The organism is Pseudoalteromonas sp. OOF1S-7 (assembly GCF_022347765.1).
Classification (GTDB): domain Bacteria; phylum Pseudomonadota; class Gammaproteobacteria; order Enterobacterales; family Alteromonadaceae; genus Pseudoalteromonas.
Genome location: NZ_JAKRFZ010000014.1, coordinates 54,681 through 76,078, shown reverse-complemented (window position 1 = coordinate 76,078; position 21,398 = coordinate 54,681). Strand labels below are relative to the sequence as shown.

Annotated in this window: 17 protein-coding genes; 8 read left to right on the top strand and 9 right to left on the bottom strand. The window is 47.6% G+C overall.

The genetic code is table 11. The annotated features are described in order from the left end of the window. Window positions 1-350: 350 nt before the first annotated feature. Together ftsH and rlmE are read right to left on the bottom strand one after the other, a co-directional pair. Window positions 351-2,285, bottom strand: coding sequence for an ATP-dependent zinc metalloprotease FtsH (gene ftsH, locus MHN33_RS18055; protein ID WP_239399981.1), 1,935 nt, complete (start codon window positions 2,283-2,285; stop codon window positions 351-353). A 68-nt stretch (window positions 2,286-2,353) separates the two neighbouring features. Then, entirely contained in the window at window positions 2,354-2,983 is a 630-nt protein-coding gene (rlmE, locus tag MHN33_RS18050; RefSeq protein ID WP_239399979.1) for a 23S rRNA (uridine(2552)-2'-O)-methyltransferase RlmE, read from the bottom strand. 83 nt (window positions 2,984-3,066) lie between these two features. Between rlmE and yhbY the strand changes: the two genes are divergently transcribed. Next, window positions 3,067-3,363 (top strand): ribosome assembly RNA-binding protein YhbY, encoded by a 297-nt coding sequence (gene yhbY / locus MHN33_RS18045; protein ID WP_239399977.1) that lies wholly within the window; start codon window positions 3,067-3,069, stop codon window positions 3,361-3,363. Window positions 3,364-3,378: 15 nt separating this feature from the next. Here the strand turns inward: yhbY and MHN33_RS18040 are convergent, their stop codons facing one another. Next, complete coding sequence (locus MHN33_RS18040) at window positions 3,379-4,539, bottom strand: serine hydrolase domain-containing protein (RefSeq protein WP_239400086.1); 1,161 nt, start codon at window positions 4,537-4,539, stop codon at window positions 3,379-3,381. 180 nt (window positions 4,540-4,719) lie between these two features. Here MHN33_RS18040 and MHN33_RS18035 point away from each other — a divergent pair, with 180 nt between their 5' ends. The 4 genes from MHN33_RS18035 to MHN33_RS18020 all read left to right on the top strand — a co-directional run bounded on the left by MHN33_RS18035 (window position 4,720) and on the right by MHN33_RS18020 (window position 9,324). Beyond that, window positions 4,720-5,526, top strand: a complete 807-nt coding sequence (locus MHN33_RS18035; RefSeq protein ID WP_239399975.1) for a hypothetical protein — start codon at window positions 4,720-4,722, stop codon at window positions 5,524-5,526. A 145-nt stretch (window positions 5,527-5,671) separates the two neighbouring features. Then, the gene (locus MHN33_RS18030) at window positions 5,672-6,379 is read left to right on the top strand and encodes a response regulator transcription factor (protein ID WP_239399973.1); all 708 of its coding nucleotides are present in this window, start codon (window positions 5,672-5,674) and stop codon (window positions 6,377-6,379) included. 99 nt (window positions 6,380-6,478) lie between these two features. After that, a complete protein-coding gene (locus tag MHN33_RS18025; RefSeq protein WP_239399971.1) occupies window positions 6,479-7,789 on the top strand; it encodes a HAMP domain-containing sensor histidine kinase in 1,311 nt (436 codons plus the stop codon). A 188-nt stretch (window positions 7,790-7,977) separates the two neighbouring features. Beyond that, window positions 7,978-9,324, top strand: coding sequence for a sodium-dependent transporter (locus tag MHN33_RS18020; protein ID WP_239399969.1), 1,347 nt, complete (start codon window positions 7,978-7,980; stop codon window positions 9,322-9,324). Between the two features lie 143 nt (window positions 9,325-9,467). Here MHN33_RS18020 and pgl read toward each other — a convergent pair whose 3' ends face one another. The 3 genes from pgl to pgi all read right to left on the bottom strand — a co-directional run bounded on the left by pgl (window position 9,468) and on the right by pgi (window position 13,770). Beyond that, window positions 9,468-10,178 carry a 6-phosphogluconolactonase gene (gene pgl, locus MHN33_RS18015; RefSeq protein WP_239399967.1) on the bottom strand — a complete coding sequence of 237 codons (711 nt, stop codon included), beginning with the start codon at window positions 10,176-10,178 and terminating at the stop codon, window positions 9,468-9,470. Continuing rightward, entirely contained in the window at window positions 10,178-11,650 is a 1,473-nt protein-coding gene (gene zwf / locus MHN33_RS18010; RefSeq protein ID WP_239399965.1) for a glucose-6-phosphate dehydrogenase, read from the bottom strand. The genes pgl and zwf overlap by 1 nt, the downstream gene beginning before the upstream one ends. Window positions 11,651-12,129: 479 nt before the next feature. Continuing rightward, window positions 12,130-13,770 (bottom strand): glucose-6-phosphate isomerase, encoded by a 1,641-nt coding sequence (pgi, locus tag MHN33_RS18005; protein WP_239399963.1) that lies wholly within the window; start codon window positions 13,768-13,770, stop codon window positions 12,130-12,132. Between the two features lie 389 nt (window positions 13,771-14,159). On the opposite strand from pgi, the gene MHN33_RS18000 reads away from it, so the two are divergent. Beyond that, entirely contained in the window at window positions 14,160-15,197 is a 1,038-nt protein-coding gene (locus tag MHN33_RS18000) for a LacI family DNA-binding transcriptional regulator (protein WP_239399961.1), read from the top strand. Between the two features lie 36 nt (window positions 15,198-15,233). Here MHN33_RS18000 and MHN33_RS17995 read toward each other — a convergent pair whose 3' ends face one another. The 3 genes from MHN33_RS17995 to MHN33_RS17985 form a co-directional block, all read right to left on the bottom strand. Continuing rightward, a complete protein-coding gene (locus tag MHN33_RS17995; RefSeq protein ID WP_239399959.1) occupies window positions 15,234-17,510 on the bottom strand; it encodes an aminotransferase class V-fold PLP-dependent enzyme in 2,277 nt (758 codons plus the stop codon). Window positions 17,511-17,660: 150 nt separating this feature from the next. Beyond that, window positions 17,661-18,737 carry an AI-2E family transporter gene (locus MHN33_RS17990; RefSeq protein ID WP_239399957.1) on the bottom strand — a complete coding sequence of 359 codons (1,077 nt, stop codon included), beginning with the start codon at window positions 18,735-18,737 and terminating at the stop codon, window positions 17,661-17,663. After that, the gene (locus MHN33_RS17985; protein WP_239399955.1) at window positions 18,730-18,987 is read right to left on the bottom strand and encodes a hypothetical protein; all 258 of its coding nucleotides are present in this window, start codon (window positions 18,985-18,987) and stop codon (window positions 18,730-18,732) included. The genes MHN33_RS17990 and MHN33_RS17985 overlap by 8 nt, the downstream gene beginning before the upstream one ends. A gap of 123 nt (window positions 18,988-19,110) precedes the next feature. Here MHN33_RS17985 and MHN33_RS17980 point away from each other — a divergent pair, with 123 nt between their 5' ends. Further along, window positions 19,111-19,776: a hypothetical protein gene (locus MHN33_RS17980; RefSeq protein ID WP_239399953.1), complete on the top strand. Its 666-nt coding sequence runs from the start codon at window positions 19,111-19,113 to the stop codon at window positions 19,774-19,776. Window position 19,777: 1 nt separating this feature from the next. Beyond that, the gene (locus MHN33_RS17975; RefSeq protein WP_239399951.1) at window positions 19,778-21,229 is read left to right on the top strand and encodes a M48 family metalloprotease; all 1,452 of its coding nucleotides are present in this window, start codon (window positions 19,778-19,780) and stop codon (window positions 21,227-21,229) included. The last annotated feature ends 169 nt before the right edge of the window (window positions 21,230-21,398 follow it).

Sequence of the window (21,398 nt, the reverse complement as noted above, 5' to 3'; positions counted from 1 at the left end):
TACTCGCTGGTGAGAGCGTAACTGGCGTTTTGTGAATGGCTGCTTACTCATACCAATTTGCAATATAACAGCCGGGAATGGAGAAAGCTGTGAAGTGTCAGGAACCATTTTATAACAATCTGCAAAATTAAGTAGTCAATCTTGAGGTGAGTAAGTCTCGGCAATAACGAGGCAAAAATTTTGCCATTTAGTTGTTCAAAATGAGAAATTTTTAACACAGTTAGCGTCATATTTGATCCGTCAAATTGAACAGGTATTAAGTGAAATTGGTATTAACTCAGACTGCCATGAACTTATAAAAAAACCCCAGCCAATGCCGGGGTTTTTCAATGATGGAATTTTAACTTAGATTATAACTTATCATCAAGCTCGGAACCCGATGCAGAGGGACTTTCACCTTTTTCAGCGTCGTTACTGGTTTCAGCAGAAGCCCCATTATTACCGCTGTCCGTTGGTTTACGGTCATGGGCGTCTCTGGGAGGACGTACTTCCTTTCTTTCCATTAAATCATCAATCTGACCCGCATCGATTGTTTCATACTTCATCAATGCGTCCTTCATTGCGTGCAGAATATCCATGTTGTCTTTCAGAATTTGCTCCGCTCTGCTGTAGTTGCGGCTTACAAAGTCTTTGATTTCGGCATCAATCAGCTTGGCAGTTTCATCAGACACACCAGCCATACGGGATGAGCCACCACCCATGAACATTTCGCCTTGCTCTTCCATGTACATTTGCGGACCCAGCTTAGGGCTTAAACCCCATTGTGTCACCATCTTACGGGCAATATCCGTGGCTCGCTCAATGTCGTTGCTGGCGCCCGTCGTTACTTTGTCATCCCCATAAATGATGGCTTCAGCGATACGGCCACCGTACAAGCTGGATAACATAGACTCGAGATGCTCTTTAGAATGACTAACCCTGTCTTGCTCAGGCAGGTACATGGTGACACCCAGCGCTCGACCACGCGGAATAATAGACACCTTGTACACGGGATCATGTTCCGGAACCAATCGGCCCACAATAGCGTGGCCCGCTTCATGGTAGGCTGTCATTTCTTTCTCTTTCTCAGACATCACCATAGACTTGCGCTCTGCACCCATCATGATTTTGTCTTTCGCCGCGTCAAACTCAGCCATGCTGACTTTACGCTTGTTGCCACGTGCTGCAAATAGCGCGGCTTCATTAACCAGGTTGGCCAAATCAGCACCGGAGAAACCTGGCGTACCACGAGCAATGACTGATGCCTCAACATTTTCGTCAAGCGGTACTTTACGCATGTGTACATTCAGGATTTGCTCCCGGCCACGCACATCTGGCAGGCCTACAACAACCTGGCGGTCAAATCGACCAGGGCGAAGTAATGCCGGATCCAGTACATCCGGACGGTTTGTCGCAGCAATAACAATGATCCCTTCATTACCTTCAAAACCATCCATTTCAACCAACATCTGGTTCAGGGTTTGCTCACGTTCATCGTGGCCGCCACCCATGCCAGCGCCACGTTTACGGCCCACAGCATCAATTTCGTCAATGAAGATAATACAGGGCGCTGCTTTCTTGGCCTGGTCAAACATGTCGCGTACGCGTGATGCACCCACACCCACAAACATTTCTACAAAGTCAGAACCTGAAATGGTAAAAAACGGCACTTTCGCTTCACCTGCCACCGCTTTGGCCAACAAGGTTTTACCAGTACCCGGTGGGCCTACCATGAGTACACCCTTAGGAATGTTACCGCCCAGCTTCTGGAACTTAGACGGGTCACGCAGGAAGTCTACCAGTTCAGTGACGTCTTCTTTTGCTTCATCACAACCGGCAACGTCCGCGAACGTTGTTTTAACTTGATCTTCCCCCATCAGGCGCGCTTTACTCTTGCCAAATGACATAGCGCCTTTACCGCCACCACCTTGCATCTGACGCATGAAGAAGATCCACACACCAATTAAAAGCAGCATTGGGAACCAAGAAATAAAGATATTAGCCAGGAAAGACTGCTCTTCTGGTGCAACCCCTTTGACGTTTACATCGTTCTTGAGTAAGTCGTTGATAAGATCATCATCGTACAATGGCATAATGGTTTGAAAACGCTCACCATTGTTTTTGATCCCTGTAATTGTGCCAGCTGTTCGGTCGATGTTGACATCGCGGACGACACCGCTACGCACTTCGTTCACAAACTGAGTGTAACTAGTCTGGCGATCTGCTTGTTCGCCACCATTGAAGCTCTGAAAAACGGTCATTAGCACGACTGCTATCACCAACCAGAGTATTAAGTTCTTCGCCATATCGCTCAAGGGGTTAACCTCTTGTATCTAAAATAATTCAAATTCGTCTTAAAAGCGTTTCAACTGTACTACAGTTTGTATCCCGTCGCCACTATATATACTTCACGCGATCGAGGACGGGACGCTTTCGGCTTGCGGATCTTAACCACTTTGAAAGCATTACGTACATCCTGTACAAACTGATCAAAGCCTTCACCCTGAAACACCTTCACGGCAAACGCTCCATTAGGTTTAAGCACCTGATGACACATATCAAACGCCAGTTCAACCAGATACATGCTACCTGCCTGGTCAATCACAGTGTTACCACTCATATTGGGCGCCATATCCGAACATACCACATCGATATTTTTGCCGCCAATTCTGTCCAATAAAGCATTGAGTACAGCCTCTTCACGGAAGTCGCCTTGCAAAAAAGCCACCCCAGGGAGAGAGTCCATCGGCAAAATATCACATGCAATTACCTCCCCATTGTCCCCTACTTGTTCAGCAAGATACTGAGACCAGCTTCCCGGTGCTGCACCTAAATCAACAACATGCATACCCGATTTGAACAACTTGTCTTTTTGTTGGATCTCTTCGAGTTTGAAAACGGCACGAGAGCGGTAGCCCCGTTTCTGTGCCTCATGAACATACGGATCTTCAACATGTTCTTTTAACCAGCGCTTAGAGCTCGCTGAGTGCTTTTTATTTGCCATATTAACTGCAACTCATTAGTAATATTCTTTAGATGGCGTTAGAATAGCGGTAATTCAAGCCTTAATTAGTAAATTGTATCAATATGACATTATCAAATAAACAGAAGCAGTACCTAAAAGGGTTAGCACATGACCTAAAACCCGTTGTTTTGCTCGGTGGTAACGGGCTAACAGAAGGAGTTCTGTTAGAAATTGAGCAATGTTTGAGCATTCACGAGCTCATCAAAGTAAAAGTGCCTACCAATGATCGCGAAACCAAACAACTGATCTTTGAAGCCATCGTGCGCGAAACAGGTGCCCACAAAGTTCAGGTGATCGGGCATATCATCGTGTTGTACCGCCAAAGCGAAGATAAAAAAATCCAGCTGCCTCGCCAGTAACGTGTAGCTGGCTCCCTAAGTATCAGCGTGTACTCTGGCAGCCCGGCTAAATTCAATGGCCTGACGAATAAACTCTGTACTCAGGCCGTTGATTATTCCACTCTCTGCATTCAGCAGCAAACTAAAGCCTATACCTAGTTCTGGCAACACAGCAATATCGGTTCTGTAACCCTGTACCCAGCCGCTGTGGTAATACATGAGCTCTCCAGAAAAGCTATAAATACGCCAACCCAAACCATAATGTGCCTGCTCTACGTAATTGCGCCATACTCTTCTGCGCAACTCTCGCTTGGTCCGCGTATACGGGCGAGACTGAATGGTCAGCGCATCCAGTGACAACACTGACGGGTAAACACCCAGTTGTGCTTTAAGCCATTGTCCCATGTCTGCTGCACTGGCATTCACGCCTGCCGCTGGCGCAACCTTATAGTAGTGGGGCTTTAGCTTTGCAGTGTGCCAACGCTTAGTACCCCGCACATGAGGTGCCGCAAAGTTGTCATCGCCGGTCATATGAGCATGGCCTAAACCCGCATCCTTCATGCCTAAAGGAGTGAAGAAAAAGTGCTCCAGCCAAGATTCATAGCTCAGCTGGGTGGTCTGTGCAATTACATTACCGATCAGACTAAACATGACATTTTGATAGCCATAGCAGATCCCCGGCCGACAAATATGCGCCACATCGACCAGCCTCGGATAAATTTTGTTGTATGTCATCCGTGACTCAATCAGATTGTCATAGGCATTGGGTACCAGACCACTGGAGTGACTGAGTAAGTGATATAGTTTTGCTTTCCCGTAGGCACTCTCACTAAAGATAGGTAAGTGTTGAGCAACGGTATCCTCCAGGTCGAGTACCCCTTGCGCCGCCAGTTTAGCCGTGAGTGAACCAGCAAAAGTCTTGGAGACCGACGCTAACCGAAAACGTGTACTGGCTGTGACTTGACGCCCTTTCCTTACTTTGGTTTGTCCAATTCCCTCGATGTGATCACCGTGCTGGCGGTGCACAATGCTCAAAGCGGCACCCGGTATCGATTTTTCTTTTAGTTTTTGTTTGAGTTGCTTAGAATATGCGTTCACAAATTGCTCCCAGCGCTGCTGCTCGCTGCCTGGGCTAGCCTGTACGACGCAAGTCGTCAGTGCGAAAGCAAAAATTATAAGGTGATGCAGTGACTTCATAATGATCCGATTCATTAACACGCTGCACATAATATCATGAAGTTTGGCACTGCTCACGCAGACAATCCTGGCCTGACGCAGAAATCTTTCTGTCTCGCCTGTTGGAGCATGCCACAAAATTTGTCGTGTTTTAATGCAGCTAAGTGCTGATCTATAAAACTAAGTTTAGAGGTATAAGTCATGCGCTGTTTGCTTTCAATTATTGCCTTGGCCGGACTGACAGGGTGTATTGCAACACCGCCAATGGCGCCCAAACTGGACGTGCCAAAAAAACCGCTGTTAACAAAATCTGTTTATCAGCTCTCATATAGTACCGAACTTGAATCTGCCCGGATCAAATCTGTGCAGCTACCTGCTCACCCGGTCAAAAGTGGTAATACAGTATACATAGACACCACTAAAGTGAGCATGACGGATACACTGCGTAAGCAAATTATCCAACTGTTAAAAGACAAGGGCTTGACAGTCGTTGCGCAAAAAAACAGTGACTACCATTTGGTGGTGCAGCAGCTGGACTTATCCTTTGGTAAGGATAAAGTCTATGTGCTAAACAAGCCCGAAGATCCGCATCCATATATTGCTCAGCTCGCCCAAACGATTCCGAGCAAGCAATGCAGTAATATCATTGCGTCTTTAAGCATGCGATTGACGCATAAATCGTCATCTGACGTTATTTGGTTTGCCAAGTCCTCTATCAACAGTGCCGGATATCAGGGTATTCCGTTGCAATACACGTTTACGGAAACCGAAAAAGTGGCCAATGAACACGCAGTCATTTCTTTTATTGTTGAACAAAATCAGGAAGAGGCTCGTCGTGCCAGATACAGCCAGAACGTCAAAATCCCGCCGTACCAGATAGAATCTCAGATATCTCCTCTGGTAAAAACGGCTGGCGCCTGCAATAAAACAGAGGTAAGTGCACTCACCAGCGATATGATGCACCACCTAAGCCGAGGCCTGATAGAGAAGCTTAATGTCTTGCTTTAACAGAGGTTCTTAAACAAGAACACACACTTAATTACACTTTTTACGCGATTCGTACTTATAATTGCAGACAAGAACATAATTCAAGCAAAATAATGAACGCCTTGTCCGGCAACATCCAGGACAAGCGCAATAAAGGAGAAGTCAAATGGAGCAATACGGCACGATTTTGTTGGTTGAAGATGACGAGTCGCTCGCGCAGTGGGTTGCCGATTACCTGAACAATCAGGGCTACACTACAGAGTGTTGTTATCGCGGTGATCAGGTTGTCAGTATGGTTAAACAGCATGAGCCGGATCTGGTGTTGCTGGATATCATGTTGCCCGGACAAGATGGTATCAGTGTATGTCGTGAATTACGCCAGTTTTACAGCAAGCCCATCATAATGCTGACCGCCAAAGATGAAGAGATGGACGAAGTCATAGGACTCGAAGTCGGCGCCAGTGATTATGTGATTAAGCCTGTTCGTCCACGAGCTTTACTGGCACGAATTAAGGCCAATATGCGCGTTGCTCAGGACAGTGAATCAAGTTCAGATGCCAATGCGCTGATGCTTAATGTCGGAAATTTGCACATTGATACGCAGGCACGCAAAGTCATCGTGGTAGATCAGGAAGTGAATGTGTCCAGTGCAGAATACCTGTTACTCCACTTTCTGGCCAGCAATGCGGGTGACGTTGTGTCCCGGGACGCTGTGTTTAAGGCGACAAAAGGCCGTGAGTATGATGGCCTGGACCGCAGCGTAGATGTGCTCATTTCAGCACTGCGTAAGAAATTTGGCGATGACCCTCAAAACCCGGAAAAGATCAAAACTATTTGGGGTAAAGGCTATCTGCTTGTGCCTTCTGCCTGGTAAATCAGCTGTACTGGTATCTCACGGTCCGCTCACTCCGATGCGGACCTTACCCCCTCTTCGCATCGTCTGATGTAGTCATGCTTATCTCTGGAGTCGTGAATGAAGAAGCTCTATCTATATCTTTTAGCAAGCGCCCTAATCTCGATCGTGGTACTGGGCTGGCTACTAGATACCCTGAGTCAACAAGCAGAGCCTGCTGAGGATGCTTTCGCCTGGCAAGCTAAGCTATTGTATGGTGTGACCAATCAAAGCGCTTCTATTCCTGAAACGTTACGAGGGGCATATATGGAGCAGGTCAGTAAAGATTTTGATCTCCCCATTACCTATAGTTCTGGCGATTCATTGGCGCTGCCGGTTGAGCTAAAGAACCAGATGATGGAACCAGAAGGCTTACTACTCGAAGATGATATTGGCTATTACTTACTCAAGTCAGCCCCTTCACTGGCACCGGATTACCTTGAACTCAGACTCGAAAAACCACCCGAGCAATACGACTCCGATGTATTCCTGACGCTGGCATTTTACGCAGGCATTTGTACATTTATGTGGGTCATCCTCGCGCCGCTTGCTAAGCGACTGGCCGTACTGGTTAGTGTTGCAAAACAATTTGCCAGTGGTGACTTAAGTGCTCGTATCGAAGTAAATCACTTCACCTATATCAAGGACCTGGAGCTGACCTTTAATCGCATGGCCAATCAGATAGAAAAGCTGCTGGCCGAGAATAAACTCATGGCGTCGAGCTTATCTCACGACATTCGTACTCCGGTTGCCTGTTTACGGTTCGGTTTTGATGCAGCCTTTGAAGAAGATGATATTGAGCAGGTCCATGCCCTGATGCACCGCATGGAAAAAGACCTTGACCAGATGGAAGACATGCTGGCCAGTTATCTGGCCTTTGCCACACTCGAACAAAAATCACATCTGCTCAAGTTTGCGCCCACTCGACTGGAAAGCTATATTCGCCATGTAGTTGAACAAATGGCCCCCAAACTGGCTAAAAAGCAAATTAACGCCAGTGTGTCGGTCCCGGCCCACTTACAACTGGATGCCGATCCTCACTGGCTGGCCAGAGCCATCTCTAATTTACTCAGTAACGCCTGCGATTTCGCCGACAAACAGATAATCGTCAGCGCCCAGCAACTGGATCACCAGGTTGAAATACGCGTCGAAGATGATGGACCCGGCATTGAGGAGGAAAACTGGGCTAAGGTATTTAACCCCTTTTTCCAGGAGCAGGGACATCGAAACCGGGCCGGAAAAAGCTATGGTCTGGGCCTGGCCATCGTTGCAAAAGTAGTCGACTGGCACCATGGCCAGGCCTGTGTCAGCAGATCCGACCTGCTTGGCGGCGCTAAATTCACCTTGACGTTTCCCTGTAAAGCACCGAGAAATACTGTCAAGACTGACTGACAATCGTTAGATTTGTGCTATAAATCAGCTAGATACTAACTAATGGTGGATACATCACTGGATTTTTCGGATTACGCTCAGAATTTAGGCAAAAACTTGTGTTAGATCAAAGCAATTTAGGCCTTTTTATTTCCCTTTAATTACAGTAGATTGTTGCCGCCGTCTTTAAAAAAGAGAAGTATAAGAATATGAGCAGTGCACGCGGAGAGTTCAGCTCTCGCTTCGGATTCATTATGGCAGCAGCAGGCTCAGCTGTTGGCCTGGGAAACATTTGGGGTTTCCCAACTCAAACCGCCAGTAATGGTGGTGCCGCTTTTGTATTGATGTATTTGATCCTGGCGTTTTGTCTGGCTTATCCCGCGTTGATGGCTGAGCTGGTGATCGGCCGCCATGGCCAGGCAAATGCCGTATCGTCACTACAAAAACTGGGGAATAACCCGGTGCAAAAGAAATTTGCATTTTTCGTCGGCTTCGGTGGCATCATCTGCGCGGGGTTGATCCTAAGCTTTTACGCCATCGTCGCCGGCTGGATGCTCAGTGCCACCTTTGAGCCAATCGCTAAAACAGCGGGTGCAGCAGGTGCTGCACAGTGGCTATCAGAACAATCCCTGTTCAGAGATCTCAGTTTCACACTTATCTTCGTCGCTCTGACTATTTCAATCATCAGTAAAGGCGTCGAAAATGGCATTGAAAAGTGGTCTAAGCGCTTGATGCCTGCGCTGTTGATCATTCTGTTTTCATTAATTGCCTACGTGCTTACTCAGGAAGGTGCAGCGGCCGGCTTAAAAGCCTACCTGGTGCCCGACTTCTCCTCTTTGTTGGACCCGGGCCTGCTGGTCAGTGCGCTTGGCCAGGCATTCTTCTCGCTGTCGCTGGGTACCAGTGTTATGATCATTTACGGTTCTTACATCAGCAGACAGGAAAACCTCGTCTCATTGGGCGCCTATGTCACCCTCATCGATGTCTTTATTGCCTTTGTTGCTGGCCTGCTGATCATTCCTGCCATGTATGTGGCGCAAGCACAGGGTGTCGAAATTTTCTCATCAACCGGTCAGCTGCTGTCCGAAGACACCCTGGTTTTTCAGGTCTTACCTGCCTTGTTCGAAGGTATGGGCGGTGTGGGCGTATTCGTCGGCTTTGCTTTCTTTGCGTTGATGAGCATTGCCGCGCTAACCAGCTCCATTTCTATGCTGGAAGCCCCGGTATCTTATGCAGTTGAAAAATTTGCCCTGGCCAGAATACAAGCAACCTGGATCATTGGCATCATTATCGCAACCGTGAGTGTCACTATCATTCTCAACTTCTCTGTCTTGTTTGGTTTGGTTGTCAAACTCACTACACAATTTGGTCAGCCCCTGCTTGGCATATTGTGCTGTATTTTTGTTGGCTGGATCTGGCACCGTCAGAAATTACTAAACGAAATCCAGTCAGGTCACCCGGAGGTGGCATCATCCCTGTTCTGGCGAATTTGGCCCTGGTATATCAGGTTTGTCTGCCCATTGGCTATTGCATTGGTCTTCGCCAATTCTCTGTAATACGTGGGCAAGTAAATGATCAAGGAGAGGCAACATAGCCTCTCTTTTTATTTAAAAGTACCCGCACAAGTTTCCAGTCTCAATCCATTAAAAAAGCACGCCGAAGCGTGCTTTTTTAATCTATGGCTACTGCGTCTGGCTGATTAAGGGCACCAAAACACGCTAAGCGTTAGATCCGGATGATTTAACACCGCGCGCAACGGAATGTCGAGCTCAGAGCCTGGTTGCTTGGCTTCTTCGTATACCGCGCGCTTTGCCTCTCCACTGATAAGTAACACGGCATGCTTAGTATTAGCAATGCCTGCCAGCGTCAGGCTCATACGCTCAGTGATACTGCCTGTTACTTCACTTTGCTTAGCATTGATGGCACACACGAGATCAGAGGTTTGCAATGCCTGTTCCAGTCCTTCAGCGTGCGGGAACAATGACGCAGTATGGCCGTCCGGGCCCATGCCAAGAATGGAAATATCGAAAGGCGATTTCAGAGCTGCATAGGCATTTTCACATGTGACCTGACCTGCTTGTGCCGTCACCTCAGCATTTTTCATGGTTACAAATTCTGCTTTGCTTGCTTCATTTTGCAATAGTGTCGCGTTGATGAAGGCCTCATTGGACTTTTCATGGTTGGCATCAACCCAGCGCTCATCAACCATAGCCACCGTGACCTTATCCCAGGCCAGTGGCAGGTTTGAAAGGTGCTGATAGGCTGGTGCCGGCGACGACCCACCTGATACCAGCACGGTAGCACGACCATCCGAATCGATCGCATCGCGAAGCGTGCAGCTCAAGAGCTCGGCCAGCTTTGCTGTCATTGCATCTTTGCTGTCAAAAAATTGTTCGTTCAGCTGCGCCATTATGCTTTTTCCCCCACATTGAACCAGGCATGATTATTTTCTTCAAGCAGCTCATCGGCAGCTTCTGGACCCCATGATCCTGCACGATAGAGTGAAGGAGTCCCTTTTTCCTGCCAGCGTGCAACAATCGGGTCGATCCACTGCCAGGCTTCGCGAACTTCATCACGATGAATGAACAGTGCCGGATTATTTGCCGCAGCGTCCAGCATCAGGCGCTTGTAGGCGTCTGAATGGAAGCCTTTGCTGTACTGTTGGCTCAGCTCGATGTTCAGCGTCACAGGCTCCAGTTGCATTTCCAGGTTATCCAGGCGCTTAGACATCAGTGTCAGCTGGATACTTTCTTCCGGCTGCAAGCGGATCTCAAGGCGATTAGGCTGGATCGGGCCCACACTTGGGCCATAAACATTGTGAGAAACAGGCTTATATTCAACCACAATTTCTGCACAGCGCTTTTTCATGCGCTTACCTGTTCTCAGGTAAAAAGGCACACCAGCCCAACGCCAGTTATCAATATGCGCACGAATAGCCACAAAGGTTTCTGTGGTACTGGACCCTTCGCCCAGCTCTTCCAGGTAGCCAGGCACCAGCTTGCCGTTCAGGTCGCCCGGCACATACTGGCCACGCACCACGTTATCATCAACATCCTCACCAACCAAAGGACGCAGTGCTTCAAGTACTTTTAGCTTTTCAGCACGGATACTGTTCGCATTCAACTTTGACGGAGACTCCATCGCCACCAGGCATAAAAGCTGCAACAAATGGTTCTGTACCATGTCTCGCAGAGCACCGGCTTTATCATAAAATCCGGCCCGGCTTTCAAGACCCACCGTCTCCGAGATACTGATCTGGATGTTGTCGATTGATTTGGCATCCCAGAGGTTTTCGAACAGGACGTTAGCAAAACGCAGTGCCATCAGGTTCTGTACGGTTTCTTTACCTAAGTAGTGGTCAATACGGAAGATCTGGTTCTCATCAAAAAACTGGGCAATCTTACCGTTAATTTCTTCTGCGGACTTACCGCAATAGCCAATGGGTTTTTCTACGACAACACGTGAATTGTCTGTGATCAGGCTCTTCTGAGAGAGCAATTCACAACAGGTACCGTACACCGCAGGAGGTAAGGAAAGGTAGAATACACGTGACTTTTCTTCGCCATCCGCATCCAAAATATCTTTCAATGCATCCCAGTTATCATCTGCCTCGGTGACATTGACCACCACAGGGACTAAAAACTGGGCAAAGGCCTGCCAGTCTTTAGCGTTAAACTCTCCTTCACTAAGGTGAGATTGAAGCGCCTGCTCTGCCGTGGCAAGGTATTGTTCTTGTTGTTTTTGTGCCCGGACGGTAGGAAGTACGCGTGAGCCTTCAGGTAAATTACCTTCTTGATACGCACGATACATTGCCGGTAACAACTTTCGTAACGCTAAGTCGCCGCCCCCACCAAAAATTACGATATCAAAAGGATTAAGCATAATTATGTCTCACAAGGTTAGGCGCGTAGCACCAAAGTGCATCACACGCTCGTTAGTTAAAACCGTTTTCTAGTCTGCTTGCAGACTAGCAAACTCTGCTTTCTTGCTGGATTTGAATTCGTATGCATCACTTTATGGTGTCAACAAAGAAACCATTACGTGGTGCCGCAGTGAGGTTAGAGGTGGTAACGGGTAACCCGCCTGATCCATGTATGCACTTCGTCGTGACGACTACGCCATACATCCCCAATTAGAGTCTGCTCCGTCACTGCTCGTTGGCTGTTTTAGCCAGTTTACCCGCCTGCCACTTACAGGTTATGACAAGGCCAATAAATTTGAAAAAATGAGCCTTAGGGGCACTGTAATTCCTCTCACAAAAATACAGGCCCTAAGCACTCCAGCGCTACCCGTTCAAAGGTATTCTTTTCACTCGTGCCCAAATTAATTCAGGCACACCACAGGCTAAGCACCTGTGGTTGTTATCTGTTTTGTTTGTAGTACGCTATCAGTCCGGCTGTGGAGCTATCGTGTGGGTGTGTCACCCCATCCTGCGTCAATTCAGCTTCAATGGCGCTGGCCAGACCTTTGCCCAGCTCAACACCCCACTGATCAAACGAGCAAACCTCAAGTACAATGCCCTGACAAAAGATTTTATGTTCATACAATGCAATGAGACGCCCTACCGCTTTTGCATCAACTTTATCCAGAATCATAGATGTAGTAGGTCGGTTTCCTTCATGGATCTTATGCGGCAACAGGCGCTCAATTTCAGCCTCTGATTTACCTTTTGCACTCAGATCAGCACGCACTTGTTGCTCATTCACACCAGCCATCAGGGCTTCGGTTTGAGCGAAAAAGTTCGACAGCAAAATATCATGGTGTTTGGCCACATCACGCTGCGGCTTAAGCGACGCAATGAAATCAGCAGGGACGATGATATTGCCCTGATGCAGACACTGATAAAAAGCATGCTGACCATTAATACCCGTCATGCCCCAGATCAGTGGCACAGTTGTGTAAGGGACGGATTGTCCTGCAAAGGTCACATGTTTGCCGTTACTTTCCATTTCACCCTGCTGCAAATAAGCAGGCAACATATGCAGCGCCTGATCATAAGGCAAGATAGCCTGCGACTGATAACCCAGAAAGCTAGTGTTCCAGACGCTCAATAGCGCCATAATGAGCGGAATATTCTGATCAAATGACGCGGTTTTAAAATGCTCATCGACTTCATGGGCCCCTTCTAAAATGGCCTCGAACTTGTCATAACCCAGATATAGGGCAATGGGTAAACCAATCGCGCTCCATAATGAGAAGCGCCCACCCACCCAGTCCCACATGGTGAAGACGTTTTCGTCGCTGATACCAAAGGCACGTGTTTTTTCAAGGTTAGTACTCACAGCAACAAAATGCTTGGCAATTTCAGCTTCGTTCTGTGCAGCATTCAGGAACCAGGCTACCGCAGAGCGCGCGTTGGTCATGGTTTCTGACGTCGTGAAGGTTTTTGACGAAATTACAAACAAAGTGGTTTCAGGCGAAACCTTATCTAATACATGGGCCAGCTGCACACCGTCAACATTAGAAACATAATGCACATTGAGCGTATCATCAGCATAAGCGCTCAGCGCGTCAGTCACCATCTGAGGACCCAGGTTGGAACCGCCAACGCCGATTGCAACCACGTCTTTAACCGCTTTGCCTGTGTAGCCCAGCCAGTCACCGCTGCGCACTTTGTGACTGAACGCTTTCATTTTTTCAAGTTCTGCGTTCACCTGATCCATGACATTGTCGCCATCGACATAAATCGGTGTATTACTGCGGTTACGTAACGCAACATGCAGCACTGCACGGTCTTCGGTGATATTGATCTTGTCACCCGCGAACAATTTGTCACGCCACTGGGCCAGCCCACATTCCTCAGCTAAATTAATAAGCTGAGCAAAAGTTTCTTTATCAATAAGTTGCTTAGAAAAATCAAACAACAAGCCTGGGATCTGACGAGAGAACTGGTCAAATCTCGTTGCATCCTGTTCAAACAAAGATTTCAGATGTTGTGTCTTTAGTTGTTCGGATGCTGTTGTTAAAGCCTGCCAACTCGATAGTTGTGTACGGCAACTCATATAAATTCCCCTAGTGACGATGCGTTTTCAAAACAATAAAAATTGTAATTATCACAAGTGTTAAACGGTGTCTTGCGTTAAACATAAGTTAAAATGACAACGCTGTCAAATAGCTAATACTCAATTTTACATTGCGCATAATACCCCAATTTTTACTTTTTGACACCGGTATCATTAATTTATTTGGTAGAATTTTTGCTGCTAATTTGAGAGCAAATTGGATAGACTAGAAACCGTAAATGATCATTTTATGAAATCAAGGCACGGACTATACCGAGTGAATACCTGAATGATAGTCATCAGGAATGCGCAATGATCGCGCTAAAAAGTGCACAGCTAGGCACTTGTACACATTATAGTACCACCTTCTCTCACAGAAGAAAAACAAGATGAAAGTAACCATCAACGATGTAGCAAAACACGCGGGCGTGTCGATGAAAACTGTATCGCGCGTAATTAACAAGGAACCATCGGTACGCAAAAAAACCTACGATCAGGTGATGCTTGCCGTGAAAGAGCTCAATTATCAACCTAATACTGCTGCAAGGAACCTGGCAGGGACGTCATCATTTGCCATCGGCTTGGTTTATGACAACCCCAATGCTTACTACATCATAGATATGCAAAATGGTGTATTGTCGCGCTGTAAGGAGGAAGGCTATGAGCTGGTGATCCACCCATGCAATGCGCAGCAAGAAGACATGCAGGCGGAAATTGCCACCATGATCAAACGCTCGCGGCTTGCCGGTTTGGTGCTGACTCCGCCGCTCTCTGAACAGCAACCTATCATAGATATGCTGGACGAGCTGGGAGTCAGCTACGTACGGCTGCTGTCTGGCCACAATGAAGATGACACAGAAAAATCTAAAAACTGTATCTATGTCGATGATTTCGCCGCCGCATACGAAATCACCGAACATCTGATCACGCTCGGGCATAAACATATTGCCTTTGTCTGTGGTGATGAGGAACACAAATCAACCACTGAACGTCTGGCGGGCTACAAACAGGCTTTAGCCGATCATCAGATAACCTTTAATGATGAGTTCGTTCACAATGGTACCTACTCTTTTGAATCTGGCGTTAAAGGCGCAAAAGCCCTGCTTGAAGATGGCAATCCCAAGCAGATCACGGCCATTTTAGGAGGGAACGATGAGGTGGCTGCAGGCGCCTTGTTTGCTGCCCGGTTGATGAATATTGAGATCCCGGCTCAGCTGTCTATTTCCGGATTCGAAGACTCCCCCTTCTCGCGCCAGACCTGGCCGAAGCTCACCACAGCGCATCAGGCGAACAATGTGATTTCTGAGCACGCTGCACGGCTGTTGTTTTCAAAAACCCGTGGCAGCCGCAATCAGGATAAAGACATCATTACCACGTTCACGCCCAGCATGGTGGTACGGGAAAGTACTGGTCCTGCACCGCGATAAATGCAGATGCTCCGCAATAAGCGGAGCATCTGTGCTTTAATTTAATGCCAGTCCGCCTTGCAGATTGGCCACCCGATCAAAACCCAGTAACGCCAGCGTATTACCCGCCTGCATAGAGCGGTTACCAGTACGACACACCAAAAGGTAATAGCGCGATGAATCCAGCGCCCCGTTACGCAGCACATCCGTCATTCTGCTCAATGGAATATTGAGTACCCGACCCACGGCTACATTACCGAACAGCTCAGTGATCCCCCGACGCGACACATCCGATTCATAGGGTTCGCGACAGTCAATGATCACCCCTTCATGACATTGCAACCAGTCTTCTGCCGCGGATCTGTTCAGCACCTTAACTGCAGGCACTGCTGAGTCCATCAGAGCGCCAAGAAAACGCTCTCTGAAAGTGCTGGAATCGCTATCAATACTGACTTTTTGTTCTATAAATTCGTCGGTTGAACATGCGCCATTTAACAGGCGACCCAACAGCGGACTGATCTGAACCTGAGCATGCCAGTTAATTGCAAAGCATTGCTGATAGTCCAGTGCACTACAAATCAGGCTGTTGTCATCCAGTACTTCGTTGAGACGTAACAATGTCTCAGCCATAGACGCAGCACGCGCCACCTCACCCAGGCTGTCTCCCAAACCTTGGGGTAACAACAGCTTGCCAGCAAAACAGGCAGACACATCGTCTCCCTGCATCAATAAATAACAACGTCTGTCAGTCTCTTTCTCGGCATCAGGCAACTTAACCAGCGTCCCCTGTAACAAACCCTCAGCGCAACCCTCAGGCCAGCCAAATTCGTCAAACGCTTTGTCATTGGAGAGATTGTGGGCTAACAAGTTTACCGCGTCGATTGCTTGCTCACTCATGTAAGTTTTAAGCAGGGCCTCGCAATTCAGCCCTTGTTTATCAAGTAAGCGTTGCAGGCGAGGCACCAGCTCCGGCACCGGGTCCACAATCACAGCCTGTTTGTCTGGCGTGACATACAGCCAGCAACAAGCTCCCTGATGGCGAAGCTGAGTCAGGCCCACAGCACAGGCTTCCTGCTCAGGCGCAGTGCTATCCGACACCACTAGGCAATTGTTCTCAAGGATAGGTTTCAGGCTTACTAGCGCTTCACATGCACGGCGTATCTGGACTTCGCTGTCAGCTGGACCAAATGACAGTCGAATTGCGTTTTCGCTTTGCCAGTCCGGGGCTTTCATCGCATCCAGCACAAAACTGCGACTTGAGCCCGAGCTACAGGCTGAACCACCGCTAACCCGGATACCCGCAGCATCCAGCAAGTCAATTACCTCTTTGCTGGTCAGGTGGTCGACCGAAAAGTTCAGTGTGGTTGGTACCGAAAGAGCGAAGTCATGATGGAACGTAACCTGATTGAACGTCGTTTCAACGGCCTCAGCCAGCATACTGCGGTGTTTCTCAAGCTGCTCAACCGAATTAAAGGGTGAGTTTGCTTTATCGAGCAACATATCAAAGAGTGTGCTGAGTGCAGCAATACCGGGAATATTTTCAGTTCCTGAACGCATTCCCGACTCCTGACCACCTCCTGCGATAAAGGGCGTATAAGGGCTGCCACTGCGAATATACAAAAACCCGATCCCTTTTGGCGCGTATAGCTTGTGCCCAGAAAACGGCGCATAATCTATCGTGGTTTGTGACAACTGAAGGGGCAATTTACCCAATGCCTGAACACAGTCCACCATCCAGGCAGTGTGCGTGTTACCTTCTCGGATCACCTGCTCTAGCCTGGCCAGATCCTGTTTTACACCCGTTTCATTGTTGGCTGCCATCGTACATATCATCACAGCCTGAGCGATGTGCTCAGCAATAAAGTCCAGATCCAGTAAACCTTGTGTGTCCACCGGAATTTCGAGGATCTGCGCATTCAGGCCGAGTAATCGGTTCCAGTGCTTCAATGTATTGGGTACCGCTTTATGCTCTGTCGCGCCGTACATCAAAACAGGCCGAGCATATTGCATGTTATGATGCTGCACATAATCGCTTAATGCAGAAACGATCGCCGTTTGGATCCCTTCAGTCGCCCCTGAGGTGAATAGCAGCTCTCCACTGGTTGCCCCTATCACCTCGCGGCCTTTGTTACGCGCTTCTTCCATCAGGTGCTTAGCCTGTACACCTGTTATATGGGCACTGGATGGGTTACCGAAACACACTTGCATAGTGTGTACCACAACCCTGGCAATCTCGGGTAATACCGGTGTAGTGGCATTGGCATCGAGGTAGATTAGTTGGTCTTGCTCAGACTGGATCACACGGCGCTCCTTTATAACAATATAGAATATCATATTCCATTTTACATAAAAGACAGAGCAAGCATAATAATCATTTGCTGTATAAATGAAGATCGTTATTCCAAAATGGTACAAGATAACATTCGAAGAGGTGTAGAATGGCAACAGGCGGCGTGGGGGCGCCACCTGTCAGGTAATAGGCGTTTATTCAGCCTCTGCGGCGAGGTATTCCTGGTGCTGTGTTGACCAGGCATTAAGAAGTGCTTTTACCAGCGAGGCCAGCGGGATGGCAAAGAAGACCCCCCAGAACCCCCACAAACCACCGAAAAATAGCACGGCCACGATGATGTAAACCGGGTTTAGATCGACCGCTTCAGAAAACAGTAAGGGCACCAGCACATTGCCATCCAGTGCCTGGATCACCCCATACACAACCAGTACAGTCCAAAACTCCGGCGCTATGCCAAACTGAAATAATGCAACCGCGGCTACCGGCAAGGTCACAACAGCCGCCCCAATAAAGGGGATCAGAACAGAGAAACCGACCAAAGTCCCAAGTAGCGCAGCGTAACGTAAGTCAAGCACAGTAAAAGCAACAAAGCTGGATAAACCCACAATGATGATTTCAAATACCTTGCCGCGAATGTAGTTCATAATCTGATGGTCCATCTCCTCCCACACCTGATTTATGAGACGTCTTTCTTTTGGCACCAACTGTAACAAGCCCGTCGTCAGTTGACTCTTATCTTTGAGCATAAAAAACACCAGCAGCGGCACCAGTACCAAATAAATCAACCAGGCCACAACATCTTTAATCGATGTCAGTGAAGCAGAAACAACCTGCTGTCCAAATTCAAATAGTTTAGTCTCAACAGCCCCCACCAGATTTTGTACCTGCTCTGCGGATATCAGATTTGGATAGTTGTCCGGTAAATGCAGCAGGTAATATTTGCCTTCTTCAATCATGGTCGGCGCTTCTTGTACCAGATTACTGGTTTGCGTCCACAGTACAGGTACAATCCCAAACATCAGCGCCAACATGACACCGACAAAAACCAGCATCACGATATTGGTCGCCATTTGTCTGCTGGGCACAACCCGTTGCAAGCGCGTCACAGGCCAGTCCAGCAAATACGCAATCACGATGGCCACCAACACCGGAATAATGAAAGTCCCAAAAAAATACAATAGCGCGGCCATCGCCAGCAGCATCAGCAATAAGGTCACTGAGTTAGGGTCTGAAAACTTGGCCCTGTACCAGGATTTAATGAGTTCAATCATCTAAACACTCCACTTGTATAAAAAATGGTTCTGACTGTTGATTGTGTTGAAATACGACACCTTGATTGCTTAAATAGCGCATTACATCTCGCAAGTCTTGTTCTTTAGTGTAAAAAAAGCGTACTGCTTTTGTTTGGGTTTTAGCCTGTTTAAGCTGCCACTTAAACTGGACAAAAAGCTGCGGACACTGAAAAGGCCGCAAATCACATTCAATCACTCTGTTTGGAGCCTTATTTAATTCTAATTTCAATCTGTTAAAACCCTTCGCCTGTATCTGAGTGCGGTTCTGGCTTGCTCAGTGCACAAACCGTATAGCCTGAACCCTGTCAATGCGTTATCCTTATAATAGAGATAGTGATTTTCGGATGTTCACATGCCTGGTGTAAACAACAAGGCGCGTTTGCCTGACAACCCAACCTTAAAAGAAATAAACTGGTTTAAAAAACAAATTAACTGGGGTGAGTTGCCACCATTTTATCATCTTGTCGCCTCTTCAGTTAGTGAAGGCGAAGGTATTTTTCAGCATGGCTTTGATCATGCTGTCAAACGTCTGCTGGACAAGCGTAACTGGAATTTGTCCCTGCTTGGCGGATATGAAGATCAAAACGGCCTCATTCACTGTGATAAAGCTCCCGCATTGTCACTTCATCAAGTGTTTACTGACCGAGGTTTTGAGTTGTGGGCCTACCCGATTGCAAAGGGCGTTAAAGTAGACCGTTATCTTAAAGACAATAAGTATCTTGAGTTTAACGTCTGGGATCCACATACCATGAAGGTACTGCTGCGTTTTAATCAGCTGCATAAATTTATCGCCTTTTATTTTGACCGCGGCGATACCGCAGATAAAGCGCTGATATTGCACGCACATAAAGTAGTACACAAAACTTTGAGCATACTGCAAAGAGAATTGAACGTTATTAAGGTTGATGGGGTCTCAATTAAAGATTTTTACATGTTGTGCGAAAAAGACGCCAGGGCATGCAGCGATGAAGTCGACATTGCCAAGATCATGCTCGGCGACGAAATAAATAAGGATTAGAATGCAGTTAAGAAAGCTGTTTCAGGCATCTTTGTGTGCCCTGGCTTTGAGTATTTCCGTTTCGGGTCAGGCTCAGTCGGCACTCAAACTGCCCGATCTGGGTACATCTGCAGTGCAGGTGCTGCCTATAGATAAAGAAAAAGCCATCGGCGAAATTATGATGATGCAGATCCGCTCTGGATCTAAGCTGGTTCAGGACCCGGTACTTGACGAATATTTATCAACCCTGGGTAATAAATTGGTTGCTAATGCCAACGACGTGCGCTTTCCCTTTTCATTTTTCTGGATTGACAACAAAGATATTAACGCCTTTGCCTTTTATGGCGGACATGTGGGCGTGCATACGGGCCTGATGGCCCAGGCCGACAACGAAAGTCAGTTCGCCTCCGTACTGGGCCACGAAATCGCGCACGTCACACAGCGCCACCTGGCACGCAGAATTCAGCAAGCCAGAGACAACAGTGCGCTTACCATTGCTGGTATGATCACCGGGATTCTGGCAACCGTTATCGCGCCCGATGCGGGCATGGCAATTCTGTCTGCCAGCTCCACACAGTCGGCACTGAGTCAGCTGACTCACAGCCGTAAAGCCGAACAAGAAGCTGACCGCTTTGGTATGCAAACCTTATACAGTGCAGGGTTCGACCCACATGCATCGAGCGAGTTTCTGAGTAAACTCGCAGCCCAGGTACGCTTTAAAAATAAAGCCCCTGTCTTTTTAATGTCTCACCCCCTGCCCGACTCTCGGGTCTCGGACGTTCGTTTACGTGCCCAACAATATGAGCAACGCTATGTCCCGAAAAGTCCTCAGTTTCAGCTTGCAAAAAGTCGAGTGATAGCCAGATATCAACTCGACAGCCAGTCTGCACAGGCGTACTTTGAACAGGCACTCAAACACTCTTCGGAGCTAGACAAAAGTGCGCTGGAGTATGGCTTAGCCATTACTTATCTGGATCAGAAAAACCTGGAGCAAGCTCAGGCCGTTATGGATAAGCTTCTCAGTGCAGAGCCGAATAACCTGTTTTACCTCGACGTCTACACCGACTTACTTCTGGCAAAAAAAGATCATAGTGGTATCACTAAATTACTGGGCGAAAAACACCAGCTGCGACCGAATAACCAGGTGATCACACTCAACTATGCCAACGTTGCGATTAAAAGCGAGCAATATGAGTTGGCGGAGCAACTACTTAAAGTCTTTTTACTGGAAAAGCCCGGGCACGTATTGGCAAGACAGCTCCTCACAGACACCTATAAAAAAATGGATGCGAAGGCCGACTATCATGAAAGTCAGGCCAGTTTGCTCAGTCACTATGGCGCTTTTATGCGAGCGGCAGACGAAATTCAAAAAGCGCTCAACCACGTAGAAAAGGAAGAAACCGTACGACGACTGCGTTTAAAAGCACTGCTCACGCAATATCGGGATATGCAAAAAGAGCTTGCGAAACTTTAAACCAAACGCTGTGCCATCTAAGTTATGCTGACAACGTAACAAACTGGTACAGCGCTTTGTTTCCTCACCATACATTCCCAGTTAAGATTCTTACTACAGCTTGATATCACTTAACCGGAAAAATATAGGCACGACAGACAGGATACGGTACAATTTGCGTTGAATCAGA

Excerpts from the sequence above, each read along its gene's own strand:
- ftsH (WP_239399981.1), bottom strand. The coding sequence starts at position 2,285 with ATGGCGAAGAACTTAATACTCTGGTTGGTGATAGCAGTCGTGCTAATG.
- rlmE (WP_239399979.1), bottom strand. The coding sequence starts at position 2,983 with ATGGCAAATAAAAAGCACTCAGCGAGCTCTAAGCGCTGGTTAAAAGAA.
- yhbY (WP_239399977.1), top strand. The coding sequence starts at position 3,067 with ATGACATTATCAAATAAACAGAAGCAGTACCTAAAAGGGTTAGCACAT.
- MHN33_RS18040 (WP_239400086.1), bottom strand. The coding sequence starts at position 4,539 with ATGAAGTCACTGCATCACCTTATAATTTTTGCTTTCGCACTGACGACT.
- MHN33_RS18035 (WP_239399975.1), top strand. The coding sequence starts at position 4,720 with ATGCGCTGTTTGCTTTCAATTATTGCCTTGGCCGGACTGACAGGGTGT.
- MHN33_RS18030 (WP_239399973.1), top strand. The coding sequence starts at position 5,672 with ATGGAGCAATACGGCACGATTTTGTTGGTTGAAGATGACGAGTCGCTC.
- MHN33_RS18025 (WP_239399971.1), top strand. The coding sequence starts at position 6,479 with ATGAAGAAGCTCTATCTATATCTTTTAGCAAGCGCCCTAATCTCGATC.
- MHN33_RS18020 (WP_239399969.1), top strand. The coding sequence starts at position 7,978 with ATGAGCAGTGCACGCGGAGAGTTCAGCTCTCGCTTCGGATTCATTATG.
- pgl (WP_239399967.1), bottom strand. The coding sequence starts at position 10,178 with ATGGCGCAGCTGAACGAACAATTTTTTGACAGCAAAGATGCAATGACA.
- zwf (WP_239399965.1), bottom strand. The coding sequence starts at position 11,650 with ATGCTTAATCCTTTTGATATCGTAATTTTTGGTGGGGGCGGCGACTTA.
- pgi (WP_239399963.1), bottom strand. The coding sequence starts at position 13,770 with ATGAGTTGCCGTACACAACTATCGAGTTGGCAGGCTTTAACAACAGCA.
- MHN33_RS18000 (WP_239399961.1), top strand. The coding sequence starts at position 14,160 with ATGAAAGTAACCATCAACGATGTAGCAAAACACGCGGGCGTGTCGATG.
- MHN33_RS17995 (WP_239399959.1), bottom strand. The coding sequence starts at position 17,510 with ATGATATTCTATATTGTTATAAAGGAGCGCCGTGTGATCCAGTCTGAG.
- MHN33_RS17990 (WP_239399957.1), bottom strand. The coding sequence starts at position 18,737 with ATGATTGAACTCATTAAATCCTGGTACAGGGCCAAGTTTTCAGACCCT.
- MHN33_RS17980 (WP_239399953.1), top strand. The coding sequence starts at position 19,111 with ATGCCTGGTGTAAACAACAAGGCGCGTTTGCCTGACAACCCAACCTTA.
- MHN33_RS17975 (WP_239399951.1), top strand. The coding sequence starts at position 19,778 with ATGCAGTTAAGAAAGCTGTTTCAGGCATCTTTGTGTGCCCTGGCTTTG.